Annotated in this window: 13 protein-coding genes and 1 riboswitch; of the genes, 5 read left to right on the forward strand and 8 right to left on the reverse strand. The window is 73.1% G+C overall.

What is annotated here, in order from left to right; genetic code table 11:
• Positions 1-68: 68 nt before the first annotated feature.
• The 8 genes from ABH940_RS10595 to ABH940_RS10630 all read right to left on the reverse strand — a co-directional run bounded on the left by ABH940_RS10595 (position 69) and on the right by ABH940_RS10630 (position 12,436).
• Entirely contained in the window at positions 69-1,466 is a 1,398-nt protein-coding gene (locus tag ABH940_RS10595) for a cobyrinate a,c-diamide synthase (RefSeq protein WP_370105116.1), read from the reverse strand.
• Positions 1,460-2,056, reverse strand: a complete 597-nt coding sequence (gene cobO / locus ABH940_RS10600; protein WP_370071501.1) for a cob(I)yrinic acid a,c-diamide adenosyltransferase — start codon at positions 2,054-2,056, stop codon at positions 1,460-1,462. Before cobO ends, ABH940_RS10595 begins: the two co-directional genes overlap by 7 nt.
• Before the next feature lie 2 nt (positions 2,057-2,058).
• Entirely contained in the window at positions 2,059-4,179 is a 2,121-nt protein-coding gene (locus ABH940_RS10605) for a putative cobaltochelatase (protein WP_370105121.1), read from the reverse strand.
• 44 nt (positions 4,180-4,223) lie between these two features.
• Positions 4,224-7,895 (reverse strand): cobaltochelatase subunit CobN, encoded by a 3,672-nt coding sequence (gene cobN / locus ABH940_RS10610; protein WP_370105122.1) that lies wholly within the window; start codon positions 7,893-7,895, stop codon positions 4,224-4,226.
• A gap of 119 nt (positions 7,896-8,014) precedes the next feature.
• On the reverse strand, positions 8,015-9,529 hold the full coding sequence (locus tag ABH940_RS10615) for a cobyric acid synthase (RefSeq protein ID WP_370071500.1): 1,515 nt from the start codon (positions 9,527-9,529) through the stop codon (positions 8,015-8,017).
• Complete coding sequence (locus tag ABH940_RS10620; RefSeq protein ID WP_370105117.1) at positions 9,526-10,476, reverse strand: cobalamin biosynthesis protein; 951 nt, start codon at positions 10,474-10,476, stop codon at positions 9,526-9,528. The genes ABH940_RS10615 and ABH940_RS10620 overlap by 4 nt, the downstream gene beginning before the upstream one ends.
• Before the next feature lie 33 nt (positions 10,477-10,509).
• Positions 10,510-10,703: riboswitch (cobalamin riboswitch) on the reverse strand.
• Between the two features lie 29 nt (positions 10,704-10,732).
• A complete protein-coding gene (locus ABH940_RS10625) occupies positions 10,733-10,888 on the reverse strand; it encodes a hypothetical protein (protein WP_370071498.1) in 156 nt (51 codons plus the stop codon).
• 147 nt (positions 10,889-11,035) lie between these two features.
• Positions 11,036-12,436: an NAD(P)/FAD-dependent oxidoreductase gene (locus ABH940_RS10630; protein WP_370071497.1), complete on the reverse strand. Its 1,401-nt coding sequence runs from the start codon at positions 12,434-12,436 to the stop codon at positions 11,036-11,038.
• Between the two features lie 313 nt (positions 12,437-12,749).
• On the opposite strand from ABH940_RS10630, the gene ABH940_RS10635 reads away from it, so the two are divergent.
• The 5 genes from ABH940_RS10635 to ABH940_RS10655 all read left to right on the forward strand — a co-directional run bounded on the left by ABH940_RS10635 (position 12,750) and on the right by ABH940_RS10655 (position 21,080).
• A complete protein-coding gene (locus tag ABH940_RS10635; RefSeq protein ID WP_370071496.1) occupies positions 12,750-13,868 on the forward strand; it encodes an alpha/beta hydrolase family protein in 1,119 nt (372 codons plus the stop codon).
• A gap of 320 nt (positions 13,869-14,188) precedes the next feature.
• Positions 14,189-15,592 (forward strand): hypothetical protein, encoded by a 1,404-nt coding sequence (locus ABH940_RS10640; protein WP_370071495.1) that lies wholly within the window; start codon positions 14,189-14,191, stop codon positions 15,590-15,592.
• Positions 15,593-15,685: 93 nt separating this feature from the next.
• Positions 15,686-17,179 (forward strand): glutamine synthetase, encoded by a 1,494-nt coding sequence (locus ABH940_RS10645; protein ID WP_370071494.1) that lies wholly within the window; start codon positions 15,686-15,688, stop codon positions 17,177-17,179.
• Positions 17,179-18,321, forward strand: a complete 1,143-nt coding sequence (locus ABH940_RS10650; protein WP_370071493.1) for an amidohydrolase family protein — start codon at positions 17,179-17,181, stop codon at positions 18,319-18,321. The genes ABH940_RS10645 and ABH940_RS10650 overlap by 1 nt, the downstream gene beginning before the upstream one ends.
• 179 nt (positions 18,322-18,500) lie before the next feature.
• Positions 18,501-21,080: a glycosyl hydrolase gene (locus tag ABH940_RS10655; RefSeq protein WP_370105118.1), complete on the forward strand. Its 2,580-nt coding sequence runs from the start codon at positions 18,501-18,503 to the stop codon at positions 21,078-21,080.
• The last annotated feature ends 145 nt before the right edge of the window (positions 21,081-21,225 follow it).

Below are 21,225 nucleotides of genomic sequence, written 5' to 3' on the forward strand. Positions count from 1 at the left end.
AGCCCCGGCCGGCCGTCTCCCGCGACGGATGGCCGGGGTAACTGTCTTATGCGCCGCTCTGCGCGCGGCTAGCCCTGGCGCTGCTCCGCGTACCGCGCGGCGTTGGTCACCAGCCGGGCCGCGAGGCTCGGCGCGGCCGTCCAGTGGAGGTGCAGATAGGACGCGTGGAGGGTCGGGGTGGCGAAGCCCTCGGTCGTCAGCCTGCCCTCGAAGGTGCGCCAGCCCCACGCCGCAGTGGGGCCTGCGCCCGGGGTGGTGACGGTGCGGTGGAACTCGTGGCCCGGGACGCGGAGGCCGGCCGGGGCGAGGGGACTGTCGGTCAGGGCGACGGCCTCGCGGTAGCCGAGGGTCAGTCGCGGTGACATCGCCGCGTCCGCGTCGAGCACCCCGCACATCGGGCGGTCGTCCAGCGTGCGGCAGAGGTAGAGCAGACCGGCGCACTCCGCCGCGATCGGCGCGCCGGACGCGGCGATCGCCGTGATCGCCTCCCGCAGCGGACGGTTGGCGGACAGCTCCGCTGCGTGGACCTCAGGGAAGCCGCCGCCGACGACCAGCGCGGACGTGTCCTCGGGCAGCTTCTCGTCGTGCAGCGGGTCGAACGTCACCACGTCCGCCCCCGCCGCAGTCAGCAGCTCCGCGTTCTCCGCGTAGGAGAACGAGAACGCGGGACCGCCCGCGAGCGCGACGACCGGACGTTGCCCGGTGGGGAGGGAATGACCGAGCGCGGCGATCTCCTCGTCCGCATCCCACGCCGACGCCCGCAACTCCGGCGCGCTGCGCGCCAGTGCCAGCACCGCGTCGAGGTCGACTCCCGCCGCGACCAACTCGCCCATCTCACGGACCGCGCGCAACGCGTCCGCGTCGCGCTCCACGGCCGGGACCAGGCCGAGATGGCGGCTCGGTGTGGCGACAGCGTCGCTGCGCCGGAGCGCGCCCAGCACCGGAACGCCGCCGCCCTCCTCCAGCGCCTCGCGCAGCATCGCCTCGTGCCGGTCGGAGCCGACCCGGTTGAGGATCACCCCGCCGATCCGCACCTCCGGGTCCCACGACGCGAAGCCGTGCACCAGCGCCGCCACCGAGCGGCTCTGCGAGGACGCGTCCACGACCAGCACCACCGGTGCCCGCAGCAGCTTGGCGACGTGCGCGGTCGACGCGAGTTCACCGCGGCCCGCCGCGCCGTCGTAGAGGCCCATCACGCCTTCCACGACGGCGATGTCGCTACCGGAAGCGCCGTGCAGCAGAAGCGGCGCCACGCGGTCCGGCCCGCTCAGGAACGCGTCCAGGTTGCGGCCCGGACGCCCCGTCGCCAAGGCGTGGTACCCCGGATCGATGTAGTCCGGGCCGATCTTGTGCGACGAGACCCGCAGGCCGCGCGCGGTCAGCGCGGCCATCAGGCCGGTCGCCACCGTCGTCTTGCCCGTGCCCGAGGCGGGCGCGGCCAGGACGACGCGCGGGACCGCTACCACTCGATGCCCCGCTGGCCCTTGCGGCCGGCGTCCATCGGGTGCTTGACCTTGGTCATCTCGGTCACCAGATCTGCCGCCGCGACCAGCTTCTCGGGCGCGTACCGGCCGGTGATGACGACGTGCTGCGAGCCGGGCCGCGCGGCCAGCACGTCCAGCACCTCGTCCACGTCGATCCAACCCCAGTGCATCGGGTAGGTGAACTCGTCCAGCACGTAGAAGCGGTAGGTCTCGGCGGTCAGGTCGCGCTTGACCTGCTCCCAGCCCTCGCGCGCCGCGTCCTCGCTCTCGGCGATCTCGCGCTGCACCCAGGACCAGCCCTCGCCCATCTTGTGCCAGGCGACCGTGCCGCCCTCGTCGCTCGCGCCGAGGACCTTGAGCGCGTGCTCCTCGCCGACCTTCCACTTGGCCGACTTGACGAACTGGAACACCCCGATCGGCCAGCCCTGGTTCCAGGCGCGCAGCGCCATCCCGAACGCGGCCGTGGACTTGCCCTTGCCGGGGCCGGTGTGGACGGCCAGCACGGGCAGGGTGCGGCGCTGACGGGTCGTCAGACCGTCGTCGGGAACACTGGTCGGCTGTCCCTGCGGCATGGTTACGCCGCCTCCCTCTGCTTGGAGTGCTGCTTCGAGTTCCGCTTCGAGTTCTGCATGGTCCCGACCATCGTCTTCACCAGCGAGGTCACCGTGTCCGCGCGCAGTTCGTCCAGCGCCACGGCCGGGCCCTGCAGGTGCTGCGCCAACTCGGCGGCCAGGCCGAGCCGGACCGGGCCGCTCTCGCAGTCCACCACGACGCTCGCCGTACCGGTCGCAGCCAGCAGTCCGGCGGCGCGCCGCGCGTCGTCCAGCGCCGAGCGCGAGCCGGTCGCCCGGCCGTCCGTCACCACGACGACCAGCGGACGCCGCATCGGGTCGCGCAGCCGCTCGACGCGCAGCGTCTCATGCGCGCGCAGCAGTCCGGCGGCCAGCGGCGTCCGGCCGCCGGTCGGCAGCAGCTCCAGCCGGGCCGCACCCGCCTCCACCGACGAGGTCGGCGGCAGCACCAGATCGGCGTTCGAGCCCCGGAAGGAGATCATCCCGATCTTGTCGCGGCGCTGGTAGGCGTCCATCAGCAGCGACAGCACCGCGCCCTTGACCGCCGACATCCGCTGCCGGGCCGCCATCGAACCGGAGGCGTCGACGACGAAGAGGACGAGGTTGCCCTCGCGGCCCTCGCGGACCTGTTGCCGGAAGTCGTCCTTGCGCAGCACCAGCGCCCGTCCGTTGCGCCCGCGCGCCCGCTGGTGCGGTGCGGCGGCCTGGACGGTCGCGGCCAGGTGCAGCCGCTGGAGCGCGCCGGTGGGGCGCTGGGCGCGGATGGTGTGGCCGGCATCGGTCTCCGCGCGGGAACGGCGTCCCTGGACGCCCTCGCCGGTGCCCGGGACCTTGAACAGCCGCGTCTTGTACGGCTGGTCGGCCGCGACCGGCGCGGCTTCACGCGGCGCGGGCGCGGAGGGGGACTGCTGCGGCTGGGCCTTGCCGGGCTCGCCTGCCCCGCCCGCCTCGCCGGCATCGCCCTTGTCGCCGCCCGCGTCGTCGGACGTGGCCTCGGCCGGGGACTCGGGCGCGTTGGGCGCGTCCTGACCGCCGCCTCCGCCATCGCCCCCGCCTCCGCCGTTGTCGGGACCGGAGTCGTCCGGGCCGTCTCCGTCCGGGGTGCCGTCGGGGTCACCGTCCGGATCGCTCTCGGGCTCCTGCCCGGCGAACTGCTGGAGCGTCTCGTCCAACTTCTCGTCGTCCAGCCCCGGCGCATCGAACGGGTTGCGTCGACGCCGGTGCGGCAGCGCCAACTGCGCGGCGATGCGCACGTCCTCGGCCAGCACCTGCGTCCGGCCCGCCCAAGCGGCCAGCGCCACCGCCGTCCTGGCCATCACGATGTCGGCCCGCAGCCCGTCCACCTCGAACGCGGCGCAGACGGCGGTGATCTGACGCAGCGGCGCATCGCCGAGCACGACCTGCGGCAGCAGCTCCTGCGCCGCGGTGATCCGCTCGGCGAGCGCCCGCTCCTCGTCCTGCCAGCGGGCGGCGAAGCCCCCCGGGTCGGCGTCGTAGGCGAGGCGACGCCGGACGACCTCGGCGCGCTGCTCCGGCTCGCGGGTCGCGGCGATCTCGACGGTGAGGCCGAAGCGGTCGAGCAGCTGCGGACGCAGCTCGCCCTCCTCCGGGTTCATCGTGCCGACCAGCAGGAACCGTGCCGCGTGCCGGACCGAGACGCCCTCGCGCTCGACGTAGGAGCGGCCCATGGCCGCCGCGTCGAGCAGCAGGTCGACCAGGTGGTCGTGGAGCAGGTTGACCTCGTCGATGTAGAGCACGCCGCGGTGCGCCGCCGCCAACAGGCCCGGCTCGTAGGCCTTCACGCCCTCGGCCAGGGCCCGCTCCAGGTCCAGCGAGCCGACGATCCGGTCCTCGCTGACGCCGACCGGCAGCTCGACCAGCGAGGTCGGGCGCTCGGTGACGGCAGCCGCCTCGACGACGTGCGGGCCGTCCGGGCACTGCGCGTCCGGGGACGCCGGGTCGCAGGCGAAGCGGCAGCCGGAGACCACGCGCAGCGCGGGCAGCAGCCCGGCCAGCGCGCGGACCATGGTCGACTTGGCGGTGCCCTTCTCGCCGCGCACCAGCACCCCGCCGACCTGCGGCGAGACCGCGTTCAGCAGCAGCGCGAGCCGCAGGTCGTCCATGCCGACCACGGCGGTGAACGGATACCGGGAATCCTGACGGACAGTCACTCCGCGTCCCCTTCCAGGTCGCCTTCGAGCTCGAGGTAGGTGGTGCGCAGCCGGTCCAGGGTCTCGTGGTCGGGTTCGGCCCAGAGCTTGCGGTCCGCCGCCTCCAGCAGCCGCTCGGTGATGCCGCGCAGCGCCCAGGGGTTGGACGTGCGCATGAACTCCTGGTTGGTCGGGTCGAAGACGTACTCCGACGCCAACTTCTCGTACATCCAGTCGTCGACCACGCCCGCCGTGGCGTCGTAGCCGAAGAGGTAGTCGACGGTCGCGGCCATCTCGAAGGCGCCCTTGTAGCCGTGGCGGCGCATCGCCGCCATCCAGCGCGGGTTGACCACGCGGGCGCGGAAGACGCGGTGCGTCTCCTCGCCCAGGGTGCGGGTCTTGACCTGGCTGGGCGTGGCGCTGTCGCCGACGTAGGCCGCCGGGGACTCGCCGGTCAGGTGGCGGACCATGGCCACCATGCCGCCGTGGTACTGGAAGTAGTCGTCCGCGTCGACCAGGTCGTGCTCGCGGGTGTCGACGTTCTTGGCCGCCACCGAGATCCGGCGGAAGGCCTGCTCCATGTCCCCGCGCGCGGCCCGGCCGTCCAGGCCGCGTCCGTAGGCGTAGCCGCCCCAGACCGCGTAGACCTCGGCCAGGTCGGCGTCGGAGCGCCAGTTGCGGGCGTCGATCAGCGGCAGCAGGCCCGCGCCGTACGCGCCGGGCTTGGAACCGAAGATGCGTGCGCTGGCCCGGCGCCGGTCGCCGTGCTCGCTCGCGTCCTCGTCGACGTGGGCGCGCACGTAGTTGGACTCGGCGGGCTCGTCCAGCTCGGCGACGGCCCGCACCGCGTCGTCCAACAGGCCGACGACGTGCGGGAATGCGTCGCGGAAGAAGCCGGAGATGCGCACGGTCACGTCGATGCGCGGACGGCCCAGCTCCGCGAGCGGCACGACCTCGAAGCCGGTGACCCGGCGCGAGGCGTCGTCCCAGACCGGACGGCAGCCCAGCAGCGCGAGGATCTCGGCGATGTCGTCGCCCTGCGTGCGCATGCAGGACGTGCCCCAGACCGTCAGGCCGACGGACTTGGGGTAGGCGCCGGTGTCCTCCAGATAGCGCGCGACCAGCGAGTCGGCCAGCGCCTGGCCGACCTCCCAACTCAGCCGGGAGGGAATGGCCTTGGGGTCGACCGAGTAGAAGTTGCGGCCGGTCGGCAGCACGTTGACCAGCCCGCGCGTCGGCGAGCCGGACGGTCCGGCGGGCACGTAGCCGCCGCGCAGCGCGCGCAGGATGTGGTCCAACTCGTCCGTGGTGCGCGCCAGTCGGGGCACGACCTCCTCGGCGGCGAACTCCAGCACGGCGACGGCGGTGTCCAGCGGCCCGCCCAGCACATCGAGGACCAGGCCCGGAGCAGTGTCCACGGCCCAGTCCCGCGCCTCCATGCCCTCGGCCAGCCGACGGCAGAGCTGCTCCAGCAGGTCCAGCGCGTCCGAGCCGGTGCGCGCCGGGCCGTCGACCAGTGACTTCAGCGCGTCGGAGACGTGCACCGCCGCGCCCGGCTCGGCGAGCAACTCCTTCTCCACCAGCCCGAAGTGGGACGCGAGCGCCGCCCGTAGGCCGGGCAGGGCGTCTGCGCGCCCGCCCCAGATCTGCGCCGAACGCAGCACCGCCAGCACGAGGTTGACCCGCGCCTCGCCCACCGGGCCGCCGCCCAGGATGTGCAGGCCGTCGCGGATCTGCACGTCCTTGATCTCGCACAGGTAGCCGTCGATGTGCATGACGAACCCGTCGAACGCCTCGTCGTCCGGCTGCTCGTCGACATGCAGGTCGTGGTGGAGCTCGGCGGCCTTGACCAGCGTCCAGATCTGCGCCCGCACGGCCGGGGCCTTGGCCGGGTCCAGATCGCTGACCAGCGCGTACTCGTCGAGCAGCTGCTCCAGCTTGGCCAGGTCGCCGTAGGTGTCGGCGCGCGCCATCGGCGGGACCAGGTGGTCGACGATGGTGGCGTGCCCGCGTCGCTTGGCCTGGGTGCCCTCGCCCGGGTCGTTGACGATGAACGGGTAGATCAGCGGCAGTTCGCCCAGCACCGCGTCCGGCGCGCAACCACGCGACAGGCCAAGGCCCTTGCCCGGCAGCCACTCCATCGTCCCGTGCTTGCCCAGGTGGACGACGGCGTCGGCGCCGAACCCGCCCGACGATGTCGCAGTCTCCAACCATCGGTACGCGGCCAGGTAGTGGTGGGACGGCGGCATGTCCGGGTCGTGGTAGATCGCGATCGGGTTCTCGCCGAAGCCGCGCGGCGGCTGGATCATCAGCACCACGTTGCCGAAGGCCAGCGACGCCAGCACGATCTCGTCGCCGTCGACGTAGAGCTGACCGGGAGCCTCGCCCCAGTGCTCCAGCACGCCCTCGCGCAGTTCGTCGTCCAGCGCGTCGAACCACTGCTGGTAGTCCTTCAGTTGCACGCGGGCGGGCGCGGCGCGCAGCTGCTCCTCGGTCAGCCACTCGACGTCGTGGCCACCGGCGGCGATCAGCGAGTGGATCAGCTCGTCGCCGCCCGCGGGGTAGCCGTCGACGCCGTAGCCGGCGGCGCGCAGCGCGTCCAGCAGCCGCACGGCCGAGGCCGGAGTGTCCAGGCCGACCGCGTTGCCGACGCGCGAGTGCTTGGTCGGATAGGCGGTGAAGACGATCGCCAACTTCTTCTCGGCGTTGGGCTTGTGGCGCAGCGCCGCATGCCGCAGCGCGATCCCGGCGACCCGCCCGGCGCGCTCCTCGTCCGCGGCGTAGACGGGGATGCCGTCGGCGCCGGTCTCCTTGAAGGAGAACGGGACGGAGATGAGCCGGCCGTCGAACTCGGGGATGGCCACCTGCATCGCCGCGTCCATCGGCGAGAGCGCCGCGTCGGACTCGTCCCAGACGGCGTGGGAGGTGGTCAGGCAGAGGCCCTGGATCACCGGGATGTCCAGCTCGGCGAGCTGCCCGATGTCCCAACTCTCCTCACCGTCACCGCCCGCCGAGGCGTCTGCGGCGACGGTCCCACCGGCGGCGAGCACGGTGGCGACCAGCGCGTCGCACTGCCCGAGCACCGCGAACAGCCCGGCGTCGGCGCCACGCAGCGAACCGCAGTACACCGGAAGCGCGTTGCCGCCCTTGGCCTCGATCTGCGCGCAGAGCGTGTCCACGAACGCGGTGTTGCCCGAGAGTTCGTGCGCCCGGTAGAAGAGCACGCCCACCGTCGGGCGGCCGTCCCGCAGTTCGCCCGCCTCGATTGACGCAGCCCCCCGAACGCCGAACTGCGGCATGGCCTGCGGGGCCGAGAAGCCCTCGCCGGTCAGCAGCACCGTGTCGGAGAGGAAGCGCGCCAGCTCGGCCAGGTTGGCCATGCCGCCCTCGACCAGGTAGCGCAGCGCCTCCGCGACCACGCCCGCCGGGGCGGACGACATGCCCATCAGCTCCGCGTCCGGCACGGCCTCGCCGCCGAGCAGCACCGTCGGCAGTCCGGACGCGGCGATGGCCGCCAGCCCGTCCTCCCAGGCGCGCCGCCCGCCGAGCAGCCGGACCACCGCGACGTCCGCGTCGGCCAGCAGTGCGGGGAGTTCGGTCGCGACGTCGGTCCGGGTCGGGTTGCCGATCAGGTAGCGCGCGCCGGAGGCGCGGGCGGCGAGCAGGTCGGTGTCGGCGGTGGAGAGCAGCAGGACCGTGGCTCCGTCCGCATCCTGGCCCCCGCTCTCGTGCTCCGTCGGGGCCTGCTGGTCCTGGTCCACCCGGTCAACTCCCTTGCTTGTCGAGCTTGTTGGTGAAGAGTTCTTGGTCACGTCGGCGCCCCCGGCGGCACGAACGGCAGCCCGCCCGGCGCCCCGTCCTCGATCAGCCGCCACAGCGCGTCGGTGTCGGCATGACGCTCGATCAGATCCCCGAGCCGGTCCAGCCGTTCCTCGCGTGCGGCGGCGAAGCCGGTGTCCGGGGCGGGCACGAACGCACGCCCGCTGGCGGCAGCGACCTCGCGCAGGAACGCCCGCCGGAACCCGTCGTTCTCCAGCGCGCCGTGCCAGGTGGTTCCCCAGACCGACCCCGCCCGGTACCCGTCCAGCCACGGCTCGCCGCCGCCAGCGGCGGTGCTGGAGACGGTGGCGACGCCGTGGTGGATCTCGTAGCCGTGCACCGTCTCGCCGTAGGCCTCGCCCACCGGGCGCGCCAGCGTCTTCTCGACCGCGAAGCGGATGTCCACCGGCAGCAGTCCGAGGCCCGCGACCTTGCCCGCCTTCGACTCGACCTCGTCCGTGATCGTCCGCGCCAGCATCTGGTACCCGCCGCAGACGCCGAGCACCGGCAGCCCGCGCGCCGCCCGCTCGGCGACGGCCCGGTCCAGCCCCCGCTCGCGCAGCCACGCCAGGTCGGCGACCGTGGCCCGGGTGCCGGGCAGCACCACCAGGTCGGCGTCGGCGAGCTCCTCCCGGCGCGTGGCCCAGCGGACCAGCACACCGGGCTCCTGTGCCAGCGCGTCGATGTCGGTGAAGTTCGACAGCCGCGGCAACTGCACCACCGACACCCGCAGCACGTCCGCGCCGACGGGCCCGCCCGCGTCGCCGCGTGCCATCACGCCGGCCAGGTCCAGCGAGTCCTCGGCGTCCAGCCACAGCCCCGACAGCATCGGCAGCACGCCCAGGGACGGACGGTGCGTCACCCGGTGCAGCATGTCCAGTCCGGGCTGCAACAGGCGCGCGTCGCCGCGGAACTTGTTGACCAGCCAGCCCGCGATGTGCGCCTGGTCCTCGGCGGAGAGCAGCGCCAGCGTCCCGAACATGGACGCGAAGACGCCGCCCCGGTCGATGTCTCCGACTACCACCACCGGCAGGTCGGCGGCGACGGCCAGGCCCATGTTGGCGATGTCCCCGGCCCGCAGGTTGATCTCGGCGGGGGAGCCGGCGCCCTCGCAGATCACCACGTCGTAGCGGTCGCGCAGGTCGGCGAGGCAGTCCAGGGCGATCCGCAGCAGCGCGGGCTTGCGCTCGCGGTAGTCCAGCGCGCCGACCTCGGCGACCGGCTTGCCCAGTACCACGACCTGGCTGCGCCCGTCGCCACCCGGCTTGAGCAGCACCGGGTTCATCGCCGCCTCGGGCGTGGCGCCCGCGGCTGTCGCCTGCATCGCCTGGGCCCGGCCGATCTCCGCGCCGTCAAGGGTCACGAAGGAGTTGAGCGACATGTTCTGCGCCTTGAACGGCGCGACCTTGACGCCCTGTCGCTTGAGCCAGCGACAGATACCCGCCGTGACGACGCTCTTGCCCGCATCGGAGGTGGTCCCGGCGACCAGCAGTGCCCCGCTCACTTCTTTGCCCCCCTCAGCTTGGTCCCCCTCAGCAGGGCGACCGTCACGGTGGTCGCCAGCGCCAGCGCGCCCACCCGGCGTGAAAGCCGACAGGCGCGCTCCACGTCCGCGACCGCGACCGGCCGCAACTCCGCACCCAGAACCGGTCGGTGCTCGACCCGCTCCCCGTAGCGGAGCGTGCCCCCGAGCCGCACTCCCAACGCGCCCGCGAAGGCAGCCTCCGCATGACCGGCGTTCGGGCTCGGGTGCGCGCCCGCGTCACGCCTCCAGACGCGCCACGCGCGCCCCCGGTCCTCGCTCGCCGCGACGGTCAGCAGCGCCGTCAGCCGTGCCCCCGGCCACCCGGCCACGTCGTCCAGCCGCGCCGACGCCCAGCCGAACCGCAGCAGCCGCGGTGAGCGGTGACCCACCATCGCGTCCAGCGTGTTGACGGCCCGGAACGCCAGCAGCCCCGGCGCGCCCGCGAGCGCGCCCCAGATCAGTGCGTTGACGACGGCGTCGGCGGTGTTCTCGCCGACGGACTCGACGACCGCGCGGGCGATCTCCTGCGCGTCCAGCTGACGCGGGTCACGCCCGCACAGGTGCGGCAGACGTTCGCGCGCCGCCTCGATGTCCCCGCGCTCCAGCGCGGACGCGATCCCGCGCGCCTCGCGGACGAGTGACGCGCCCCCGAGAACCGCCCAGGCGGACGCGGCGGCGAGGGCCGCCTGAGCGGGGCGCGAGCGCCGCAGCGTGCGCTCCGTCACCAGCGCGCCCCCGGCGACGGAACCGACCGCGGCGAGCGTGAAGACTGCTCCCGAGCCGCGATGGTCCTTGTAGAGACGCCGCTCCAGCGCGGCGGCGAAACGCCCGAACCCGGCTACCGGATGACCACGTCGGGGGTCGCCGAACACGGCGTCGGCGGCATAGCCCACCACGGCCCCGTACGCGAACGCGCTGCTGCGCACCGCTGCGTGTCCTCACTCAGGGTCCGCGCCCTGGATCGACGATCCGAAGGCGAGAGTCTCCTGGCTTCCGGATCGACGCACCTACGGGCCTTCCAGCGGCGATGTGCTGCCGTGGCCGTCGTTCGCAGGTGCTCCCCGGTGACAGTGGCGGGACCGCGCCGGATTTGCACCGGCTTCCTCTCCTTGCCTCCGATTGGCGTAAGGATCCCACCATGTCGCCGGACGCAGCGTCAACCGACCGGGTCGGTGTCGCGGATCACGGACGTTGCTGCTTGAGCAGTTCGACGGACTTCTGCACCACCTGGTCGGCGGGGCTCGTGGGCGGGCTGAGGACGTGATCCTCGAACCAGGAAAGGCCAAGGATGACTATCAGTCCCAGCGGGGCGACAAGCAGGCACAGGAAGACAGACATGGGCACCCCAAGGTGTCGAATGCTGCAGGCCCGGACGGACCCCGATCCGTCCCTCCAACAGCGTCCGTCACCCTGGCGGAATCCGCACGTCGGGTATTGCTTGAGGCTTTGTTCCCGCAGGTGGTGCGACTACGTTCAGTGCCGTTTCTAGTGCCGCCCGGAAATCACGTCCGCGACCTTCGCGACGGGGGAGGTCCCCGCGCGCCCGCCGCGTTCCTGTCGGTCGGCGAAGTGGTACGCCGCGTACAGCCCGTGCACCCCGATCCACCGGAACGGTTCCGGCTCCCACCGGCGGACCGTGTGGTCCACCCACGGCAGGTCCGTCAGGTCCGTCGCCTCGCCGCGCACCAGGTCGCGCAGCGTCCGCGCGGCGAGGTTCGTCGTGGTGACGCCGCTGCCGACGTAGCCTCCGGCCCAGCCCAGGCCGGACGCCTGGTCGACGGCGACCGTGGAGCACCAGTCGCGCGGCACGCCCAGCACGCCCGACCAGGCGTGGTCGACCGCGACACCCCGCGCTGCGGGGAAGAAGCCGGTCAGGATCTCGGTCAGCTGGTCGATCGTCTTCGCCGCCGTCGAGCCGTCGTTGTCCGTGCGAGAGCCGAAGCGGTAGGGGACGCCGCGTCCGCCGAGCGCGATCCGGTCGTCCGCCGTCCGCTGCGCGTACATGTACGCGTGCGCGAAGTCGCCCAGCGTCTCGCGGCCGTCCCAGCCGACGGAGTCCCAGAAGGAGGCGGGCAGCGGTGCGGTGACGATCATGGAGGAGTTCATCGGCAGCCAGGTGCGCTTCTCGCCGCGCAGGTTGGCGGTGAAGCCCTCCGTGCAGCGCAGCACGTACCGGGCCGAGACGGTGCCCTGGTCGGTGACGGCGCGCGCGGGGGCCGTGCCGACGGCGGGCAGGATCTCGGTGACCGTCGTGCCCTCGTAGATCCTGACGCCCAGTCGCTCCGCCGCCTCGGCAAGGCCCCGGACCAGCTTGGCCGGTTGGATCCGCGCGCCGTGCGGGGTCCAACTGCCGCCCAGGACACCGGAGACCGCGATCCGGGACGAGGCCTCGGCGGCCGTCAGCCGCTCCACCTCGGTCTCGCCGTACGCGTGCTCGCCCGCGACGAACGCGTCCAGCCGCCCGACCTGCGCGGGCGTGTAGGCGACCTCCAGGACCCCGCCCTTGACCTGGTCGGCGTCGATCCGCTCGGCGTCGCAGACGCGCAGCACCTCGTCGACGCTCTCGTTCATCGCCTGCTGCATCGCCATGGCGCGCGGCTTGCCGTAGTGCTTGGCGAAGACGCCGCGCCCGGCGAAGCCGTTGTACAGCCAGCCGCCGTTGCGGCCGGACGCGCCGTAGCCGCAGAAGCGCTGCTCCAGCACGGCGACGCGCAGCGAGGGGTCCGCCTGCTTGAGGTAGTAGGCCGTCCACAGCCCCGTGTAGCCCCCGCCGACGACGGCCACGTCGACCTCCGTCGAACCGTCCAGCGGCCGTCGCGGGTCGGGGAGGCCGATGGCCGAGTACCAGAAGGAGACACCGCCGTTGGCGGTGGCGGAGGTGCCCACGGGAGACCTGCTTCCTTGAGGAGGTGCGGAGCGGGTGCCTCGGTGCGGAGCGCCGGGCTCCGCCGGCTCGGGCACGCTATCCAGGGCCGGGAGCAGCGGCAATGCACACAGTGTCAAGGTCCTGCGCGGGTTTCCGGACAAACCGTCGAGGGTGCGGTCACCCGCGTCCGTGTTCCCGTCCGGCCGCGCTCCGGTGGCGCGGGCGCCCAGCGGGTACTGGGATGGAGAGAACGTCGGCACGATCCGGTGCGGCAGCGGTTCCGGTGCGGCAGCACGTGCCGGTACGGCGGCAGCGGGGAGCAGGGGTAGCGACATGCATTGGGGCAAGGCAGCCGCTGTGGCCACCGTCTCCGCCGTCGGCGTGGGCGCGGTCGCCCTGGCGGTCGGACGGGTGGTCTCCGAGCTCTCGGTGCGCTCCAGCGGCGCGGCGCCCGCCTCGACGGGGGGGCTGCGCGTCCACTCCGTCGCGCCGGGCATGATCGAGCTGACCCGGACCCCGGAGACCGAGCGGCACGGCCGCTGGGCGCTGGAGTGGGGCACGGACGGCCATGTGGTGATCGGTCCGGTCCTCTCCACCACCGCGCAGACAGTGATCCGCCAGGTCCTGCCGGGCGGCTCCGTGCTGCCGGAGGAGGGCGAGACCGTCGTCCTGACACCGTGGGTGCTGCGCGGCGACCCCAAGCAGGCGCTGGGCATGGACTTCTCCGACACCCACGTCAGCGGCGAGCTCGGCCCGATGCCGGCCTGGTACCTGCCCGGACTGCGCGACCCGTGGGTGATCGCGATCCACGGCGACGGCGCGGACCGGGGACAGGTGCTGCCGCTGCTGCCGGTGTTCGAACACTTCAAGATGCCGGTGCTGGCCATCAGTTACCGCAACGACCCGGGCGCACCGGCGTCCCCGGACGGCATGGGCCATTTCGGCGAGACGGAGTGGCGCGACGTCGAGGCGGCGATCCGCCTGGCGGTCGACTCGGGCGCGAGCCGGGTCCTGCTCTACGGGTGGGGCATCGGCGCGACGATGGCCCTGCAGGCGGCGGAGCGGTCCGCGTGGCGGGACATCGTGCGCGGGCTCGTGCTGGACTCGCCGGTGCTGGACTGGCGCGAGGCGGCGCGACGCCGCGCCACCCGTCGCGGCGTCCCCCAGCCCCTCGCGGAGCTCGGCATGCGCGCGGCGGAGGGCCGCAGCGGCGTCGACACGGCGGCGTTCGACCGCCTGGCGGAGGGCGACGGCCTGACCGCGCCGGCGCTGCTGCTCCACAGCCCGGACGACACGGTGGCCCCGATCGCACCGGTACGGCGGCTTGCGGAGCGGAGGGACGATCTCGTCCTGTACCGGGAGTTTCCGGGCACCGAGCACGAGGCGTTGTGGAACGCGGATCCCCACGGGTACGAGGATTTGCTGAGGCGGTTCCTGACGCCCCTCCTTTAACGGTTGCCGAGAGGACGGTTGCACTTTGCCCAGGGGCGCGGGGAACTGCGCGAGTAACCCACCCTGTGCGGATGGCCCTGCGCTTTGAGGACCATCTGCACGCCGGTGGCTTGTCGCGCAGTTCCCCGCGCCCCTGGTTGTGCACCTACCCGTGGAGCGAAAAATGTCCCCGTATCGACCCGGAGTAAAAGCCTCGCAACGCCCAACCTCCGCCGTTGTAGGCGCAAATCGTGCGCCACTCGCGCACCTCGCCGCACTCCTGACCTGCGCCACGCCTGAGGATGTGACAAGTTGCCGTGCGACGGGGAAGACTGCACGGCGTGACGTCCCGGAATCCGCGCGACCGTGATGCCCGCGTAGCGAGACTGCCCCGACCCGCCGGTCAGGTGCGCCGCACGCCCCCCTCCTACCAGTCTGCCCCGGCGCGCCTCGCGCCCCTCGCCCGGCGCCTGCTCGCGGACGCAGTCCGCATCGCGCACTGGGCGGGCGAGTTGCCGGCCGTGGACCGCCGGGGGGACCTCCTGCCCGGCGACGCCGAGGCCGCCGCGAAGTCGCTCGCGCTGACGCTGGACCAGGCCGTCGCGGCCTGGGAACGGGCGCGGCTGACCGGCCTGATCGAGCTGCGCGGCAGCGGCGCGGGGCCGGGCTGGCGACTGCACGCCTGGGAGCACGACGACGAGGCCGTCCTGCGCGGCTGGACCGCGCTCTTCGACGCCTGGACGCTGCTGGTCTCCGTGCCCGACCGGGCGCTGACCCAGCTCGCGGGGCAGGCGGTCGACCACGCCCCGCAACTGCTCTCGTTCCTGCACCTGGTGGCCGGTCCGGTCGACGAGGCGGAGCTGCTGGAGCTGCTGCGTCGCGGCATGGAGGAGCAGTGGCATGCGGGCCTGCACCCGACCGTCGCCTCACCCGTGCCGCACGCCGCTCTGGCCGTCTCGGCGATCCGCGCCGACGCACGCGACGCGGAGGCGCGTGCCGGCGCAGCGCTGCCGCCGACGCCGGGGGAGATCGCCGCGGTGCTGCGCTGGATGCTGGAGGGCTTCGCGGCCGTGGGCGCGCTGGTGCGCAGACCCGAGGACAGCGTCGAGCTGACCCCGCTGGGCCACTGGGCCGTGCGGGCCAAGCTGGAGGAGATCTGCACGGTGGCGCAGACCGCCGCCGGGCACATCGAGCAGTCGGCCTACGAGCTGCTGGCCGCCTGTGCCGGGTACACGCCCGGCCCCGCGCGCGCCGAGTACCGGGCCTGGCTGGCGGCCCGTCAGGTCGACCGCGCCGTGACCGACCTGCTCGACGTCGCGCGCGGCGAGGACGCGCTGCTGCGCGGTCTGGCCTTCGAGGCGCTGCGCGTCGCCGGACATCCGGCCGAGCCCGCCGTCCGGCACGCCTGCGACGAGCCGATGCTGCGGCCCTACGCGCTGCTGTGGCTGGCCGAGCAGAGCGACGAGGGCGTGCTGCCCGCCGACGTGCTGGACCAGCAGGACGCCGCCTGGCTCTGGGTGGACACGGGGGCGGCGGTGCTGGAGCACGGTGACACCGGGATGCTGGTCCGCCACGTCCAGGGCGCCGCCGACGGCGACCCGGGACGGCTCTTCGCGCTGGCCCGCCAGGTCGGTCACCCGCGTGCCGGGCATGTCCTGGCGGCGGTGGCGTCGGCGCACCCCGATCCTGGAGTCGCGCGGGCCGCGCGGCGCAGCGCGTTCAGCGTGCACGACGGCGGGGCCTGAGCAGACGCCGCCTGACGACGACGGCTCGACGACCCTGGTTCCAGGACGGCTCGACAACGGTTCGACGTGGGTGCGACGACGGGAGGCCGGCAGGTGGCGGAGCGGGACGAGGCCCGGGCGCAGGCGCGGTTGACCGCCGCGCGGCTCAGCGCCGAGGAGGTCGACGCGGTCGCGCTGACCTGGGTGGACAACGCGGGGATCGCCCGGGTCAAGGGCATCCCGCTGAGCCGCCTCCCCGACGCGGCCGTGCACGGGATCGGGATGTCGCCGGTCTTCGACGTCTTCCTGGTCGACGACGCGATCACGACCAGCCGTCATATCGGCGGCCCCGACGGCGATCTGCGACTCTTCCCGGACCTCGACCGCGCCGTCAGGCTCGCCGGGCAGCCCGGTTGGGCCTTCGTGCCGGTGGACCGGTACGCGCAGGACGGGACGCCGCATCCGGCCTGCCAGCGGCAGTTCGCCGCCGCGATGGCGGCGCGGGGGGCCGAGTTCGGGATCACCTTCCGCGCCGCGTTCGAGACCGAGTGGATCGTCCAGCGGCAGGCGGCTCCGGGCGAGCCGCCGACCTACCCCACCGACGGCCCCGCGTACGGGCTGCACCGGCTGACCGACCTGTCCGACTACCTGCGCGACGTGCTGTTGGCCCTGGAAGCCCAGGGTTTGACGGTGCAGCAGATTCACCCGGAGTACGCGCCAGGGCAGTTCGAGGTCTCCATCGCCGCCGCCGACCCGGTCGCGGCGGCGGACGACGCGGTGCTGGTCCGGGCGACGATCCGGGCCGTCTCGGCGCGGCACGGGCTGCGGGCCTCGTTCGCACCGGCCTTCGAGGCGGGCGGCGTCGGCAACGGCGGCCACCTGCACCTCAGCGCCTGGCAGGACGGGCACAACCTGATGGCCGACCCCGTCGCCCGTGAGTCGTTCCTGGGCGGGATCCTCGACGAGCTGCCCGCCCTGCTGGCGCTCGGCGCGCCCAGCGTGGCCAGCTACCTGCGGCTGGTGCCGTCGCACTGGGCGGGTGTGTACCGCTGCTGGGGCGTGGAGAACCGCGAGGCCGCCCTTCGCGTCGTCGAGGCGCCGCACCTGCTGCCCCGTCCGCCGAGGCCCGCCACGCGGGCCTACCCGCCCGTCCCCGGGCTGCTGCGGCAGGACACGGATGCCGAGGAGGCGACGCAGGCGCTGCTGCGCGACCTGGACGAGAGCGAGCGCCGCCGCTACGCCGAGCAGGCCGCGGCGGAGTCGGGCGCTCCGGCCAATGTCGAGGTCAAGTGCTTCGACCAGTCCGCCAACCCGTACCTCGCGGTCGGCGGCGTGATCGCGGCGGGCCTGGCCGGGATGGACACGGGCGCCAAGCTGCCGGAACCGGCCCAGGGCGACCCGGCGCTGCTGCCGCCGGACCGCCGGCCGCCTCGACTGCCGACCGACCTGGGGGAGTCGCTCGCGGCCTTCCGGGTCTCGACGGTGCTCCACGAGGCGCTCGGTGAGGTGCTCTTCGAGGCCGTCGCCGCCGTTCGTGCCGCCGAGCAGGAGGCTTACGGGGCCCGGCCGCCCGAGGATGTCATCGCCGCGACCCGCTGGCGCTACTGATGCCGGCGGGCGAGGGGGAGTCGGCGCTCTGGGACATCGGCGGGCTGGTGGACCAGCACTGCCACTCCGTCGTCGCCTCGGAGTTGGGCGACGCGGCGTTCGCCTCGCTGCTGACCGAGTCGGACCAGCCGCCCGCCGATCCGCACGCCGTCTGGGACAGTTCGCTCGGGCTGGCCGTCCGCCGTTGGTGCGCACCGGAGTTGGACCTGCCCGCGTTCGCGCCCGTGGCGGCCTATCTGGAGCGCCGCCGCGAGCTCGGCGCGGCCGAGGTCACCCGGCGGATGCTGCGCCGCTCGGGCTTCGACGTCTGCCTGGTCGACACCGGCCTGACCGAGGCGGCGGGCGTCCCGCTGCTCTCGCCCGACGAGTTCGGCGGTCTGGCCGGCGCGGACGTGCACGAGATCGTCCGGATCGAGCGCGTCGCCGAGCACGTGGCCCCGGGACTGACCGCCGACGGCTGGGCGGAGGGTGTCGGAGCCGCGCTGCACCGGGCCGCCCGGCATGCGGTCGGCCTCAAGTCCGTTGTCGCCTACCGTTACGGGCTCGACCTCGATCCCGCACGACCGTCGCCGGCCGAGACGCGGCGTGCGGCGGGGGAGTATCTGGCCTCCGGGGGCGGCCGGTTGACGCATCCGGTGCTGTTGCGCCACCTGCTCTGGACGGCGCTCCAGTTGGGCCTTCCGCTCCAACTCCACACCGGCTTCGGCGATCCCGACCTCACCCTGCACCGGTCCGACCCGTCCCTGCTGACGGATTTCGTCCGGGCGGCCCAACCGCTGGGCACCCCGCTGGTGCTGCTGCACTGCTGGCCCTACCACCGCCAGGCGGCCTGGCTGGCGCAGTCGTTCCCGCACGTCTACTGCGACGTCGGTCTGACGCTCACCCACACCGGCGCTGCCGGCGCACGTCAGGTACTGGCGGAGACGCTCGAACTCGCACCGTTCCGGAAGGTGTTGTTCTCCACCGACGGTTACGGCCTGCCGGAGCTGCACCGCGCGGGTGCGGCTGCCTTTCGCCACGCGCTCGGCTCCTGGTTGGCAGAGGCCGTGCCCGGCAACGCCGTTGAAGCGGCCAGGATTGCCTCGCTGATCGGCAGCGAGAACGCGGGGCAGCTCTACGGCCTTGCCACCTGCACGATGTGACGGTACGTGAGAATGCGATCACTGAGCGAGAAGTGATGCCATAACGGTTCCGTAAATTCGTGTGCCATGGCACTAGCTGCCACCCCTCCCCGTGTGGTCAAGTCGCACGCGGCCTGGAACCGACAGGCCCTGCCCAGCTCCATCACCCGGTGCACACCCACAGTCTCGGGGAGGACTTGTTGACGACCCCGCACCGCACCAGCCGTCGCTTCACACTGATAACCCTGGCCGCGGTCGGCGGCCTGATGGCCGCAACTCCGGCCATCGCCATGCCGGTCCACCACAACCACCCGCAGAGCGGCGGCGTGCACGCCATGGTCGGCGGTGGTGACGGCGGAGACGACGAGTCGGACGACATATCCAACGGCGCCCAACAGGCGGCCGACGAGGTCAACGCTCCCGGCATCGTCGCCCCCGGCGCGTACGGCGCGGCCTGGACCGCTCTGCAGAACATGCCGCGTACGGGCGGCAATTGGCGCCAGGCCACCATGCTCCCGTACAACTCGGACGACTCGCGCTACCGCGACCAGGACTCCAACTCCACGGCCGGTATGGGCCAGGTGACCGGCCGCATGACCGCGATGGCCGCCGACAGTAACGGCGACGTCTACGCGGGCTCGGCGGGCGGCGGCGTCTGGCGGTCCACGCAGGCCGGCGGCAACTGGACGCCGATCAGCGACGGGCTCTCCGCGCAGGCCACCGGCGCGCTGGCGCTGGACGGCCGGGGCCGCCTCTGGCTCGGCACCGGCGAGGCCAACACCAACGCCGACGCCTACCTCGGCTCCGGCGTCTACCTGTTGGCCGACCCGCGGCACGGCCAGTTCACCTCGCGCGACCGGGTCGGCGGCGACGAACTCCAGTCGACCGCGATCCACGAGCTGCGCATCAGCGGCGACACCATCTACGCCGCCACCTCCGAGGGCCTCTGGTCGCACTCGATCACGCACCTGGGCGGGCCCTGGAAGCTGGAGTTCGCTCCGAGCCCCGACTACCTGCCCGGCCACTCGCTGGCCAACGACCCGAACGCGGCCTACAAGAACATCGTCAACGACATCGCCTTCGACCCGGCCGACCCGAGCCGGGTGGTCGTCGCCGCGGGCTGGCGCTCCGGCGACACCTACAACGGCTACTACACCAAGGTCAACGGCAGTTGGCAGCTGCTCACCTCGATGGGCGCGCTGCCGACCGACCCGGGCGACATCGGCACGGTCACCTTCGCGCCCTCCGCGGACCACCAGCGCTACTACGCCCTGGTCCAGTCCCCGAACTCGCTCAACGCGGGCGGCGGCCTGGGCGGCATCTACGTCTCCAAGAACGGCTCGCCGTTCGGCCCGTGGACGCAGGTCGCCACGGCGGCCTCGCTGGGGGCCTCCGGCTCGGTGCTCACCAACGTCGGTGGCCAGTCCTGGTACGACGAGTCGCTGATCGTGGACCCGAACAACCACGACCACGTCTACGCCGGTCTGGAGGAGGTCTTCGAGACCACCGACGGCGGCACCACGTGGACCACGCCCGGCCCGTACTGGAACTTCCCGCTCGCCTGCTGGAGCCTCGACCCCAGCGAGCAGAGCGGCACCTGCCCGCAGACCACCCACCCGGACCAGCACGCCCTGGCCATCGGCAGCTACAAGGGCCAGACCTACGTCTACGCGGGCAACGACGGTGGCGCCTACCGCCGTCCGCTCGACGGCCAGGCCAACTCGCTGGGCCACGCCACCGACTGGGTCTCGCTCAACGACGGCACGATCGACACCCTCCAGTACTACTCGGTGGGCGTCGGCGCCGACCCGAACGGCAAGGGCACCGTCGTCACCGGCGGCATGCAGGACAACGGCCAGTCGATCCTCCGGGGTTACGGTTCCAAGGCCGTCGACACGGTGATGGGCTCCAACTTCGGCGGCGACGGCGGCATGTCGCTGGTCGACCCGAAGAACGGCTGCAACGAGGCCCAGGAGTACGTCTACCTGGAGATCAACGTCACCCAGGACTGCGCGGTCAACAGCGGTCTGGTGGCGCCGACCACGTACAACGTGGCCCCGCCGGACAACGCGACGTCCAACGCCCGCTTCATCGCGCCGTTCACCTCCGACCTGCAGAACCCGAACCTGTGGGTGGCGGGCGGCGAGAACGTCTGGGTGCAGTCGCAGGGCTTCGCGATCCGCTCCTCCAGCGCGTGGACGAGCGCGTACGACCTGGGCGCGGGACGCGTGGCGACGGCGGTCGCCTCCTCCGGCGGCAAGATCTACGCGGCGTGGTGCGGCCCGTGCAACCCGCAGGGCTTCCAGCGCGGCGTGGCCGTCGGCAACGCGGACGGCACGGGCTGGCAGCAGCTCACGCTCCCGGCGGGCGTACCGGACCGCTACCTCAGCGACGTGGTCGTGGACCCGAAGGACAGCAGCCACGTCTATCTGACGGTCAGTGGGTTCTCGCGCAACTGGAACGAGGGCCCCGGAGCGGGCATCGGCCACGTCTTCGAGAGCCACGACTCGGGCGCGACCTGGTCCGACATCTCGGCGAACCTGCCGGACATCCCGGCGGACTCGCTGTCGCTGACGCCTCAGGGCGGCCTGCTGCTGGGCACGGACCTCGGCGCGATGTACCGCGCCCCGGGCCACAGCCACTGGGCCGCGATCGGCGAGCTGCCCGCAGTGGCGGTGGACCAGATCCTCGTCGGCCCGGACGGCAACGTGTACGCGGCGACGCACGGGCGCGGCATCTACACCATGCCGCTCCGTGAACTCGCCGGCGGTCGGGACTAGGCACTTCGTGCCCCAAGGGGCGCGGGGAACTGCGCGAGCTTGTCGCGCAGTTCCCCGCGCCCCCCACGGGTTGAACATACCCGCCCCCCAAAAATATATGTACCACGGCAACAAAAACAAGACCGCGGCCAAGTTTTCAAGGGGT

Source organism: Streptacidiphilus sp. BW17 (genome assembly GCF_041262485.1).
Classification (GTDB): domain Bacteria; phylum Actinomycetota; class Actinomycetes; order Streptomycetales; family Streptomycetaceae; genus Streptacidiphilus.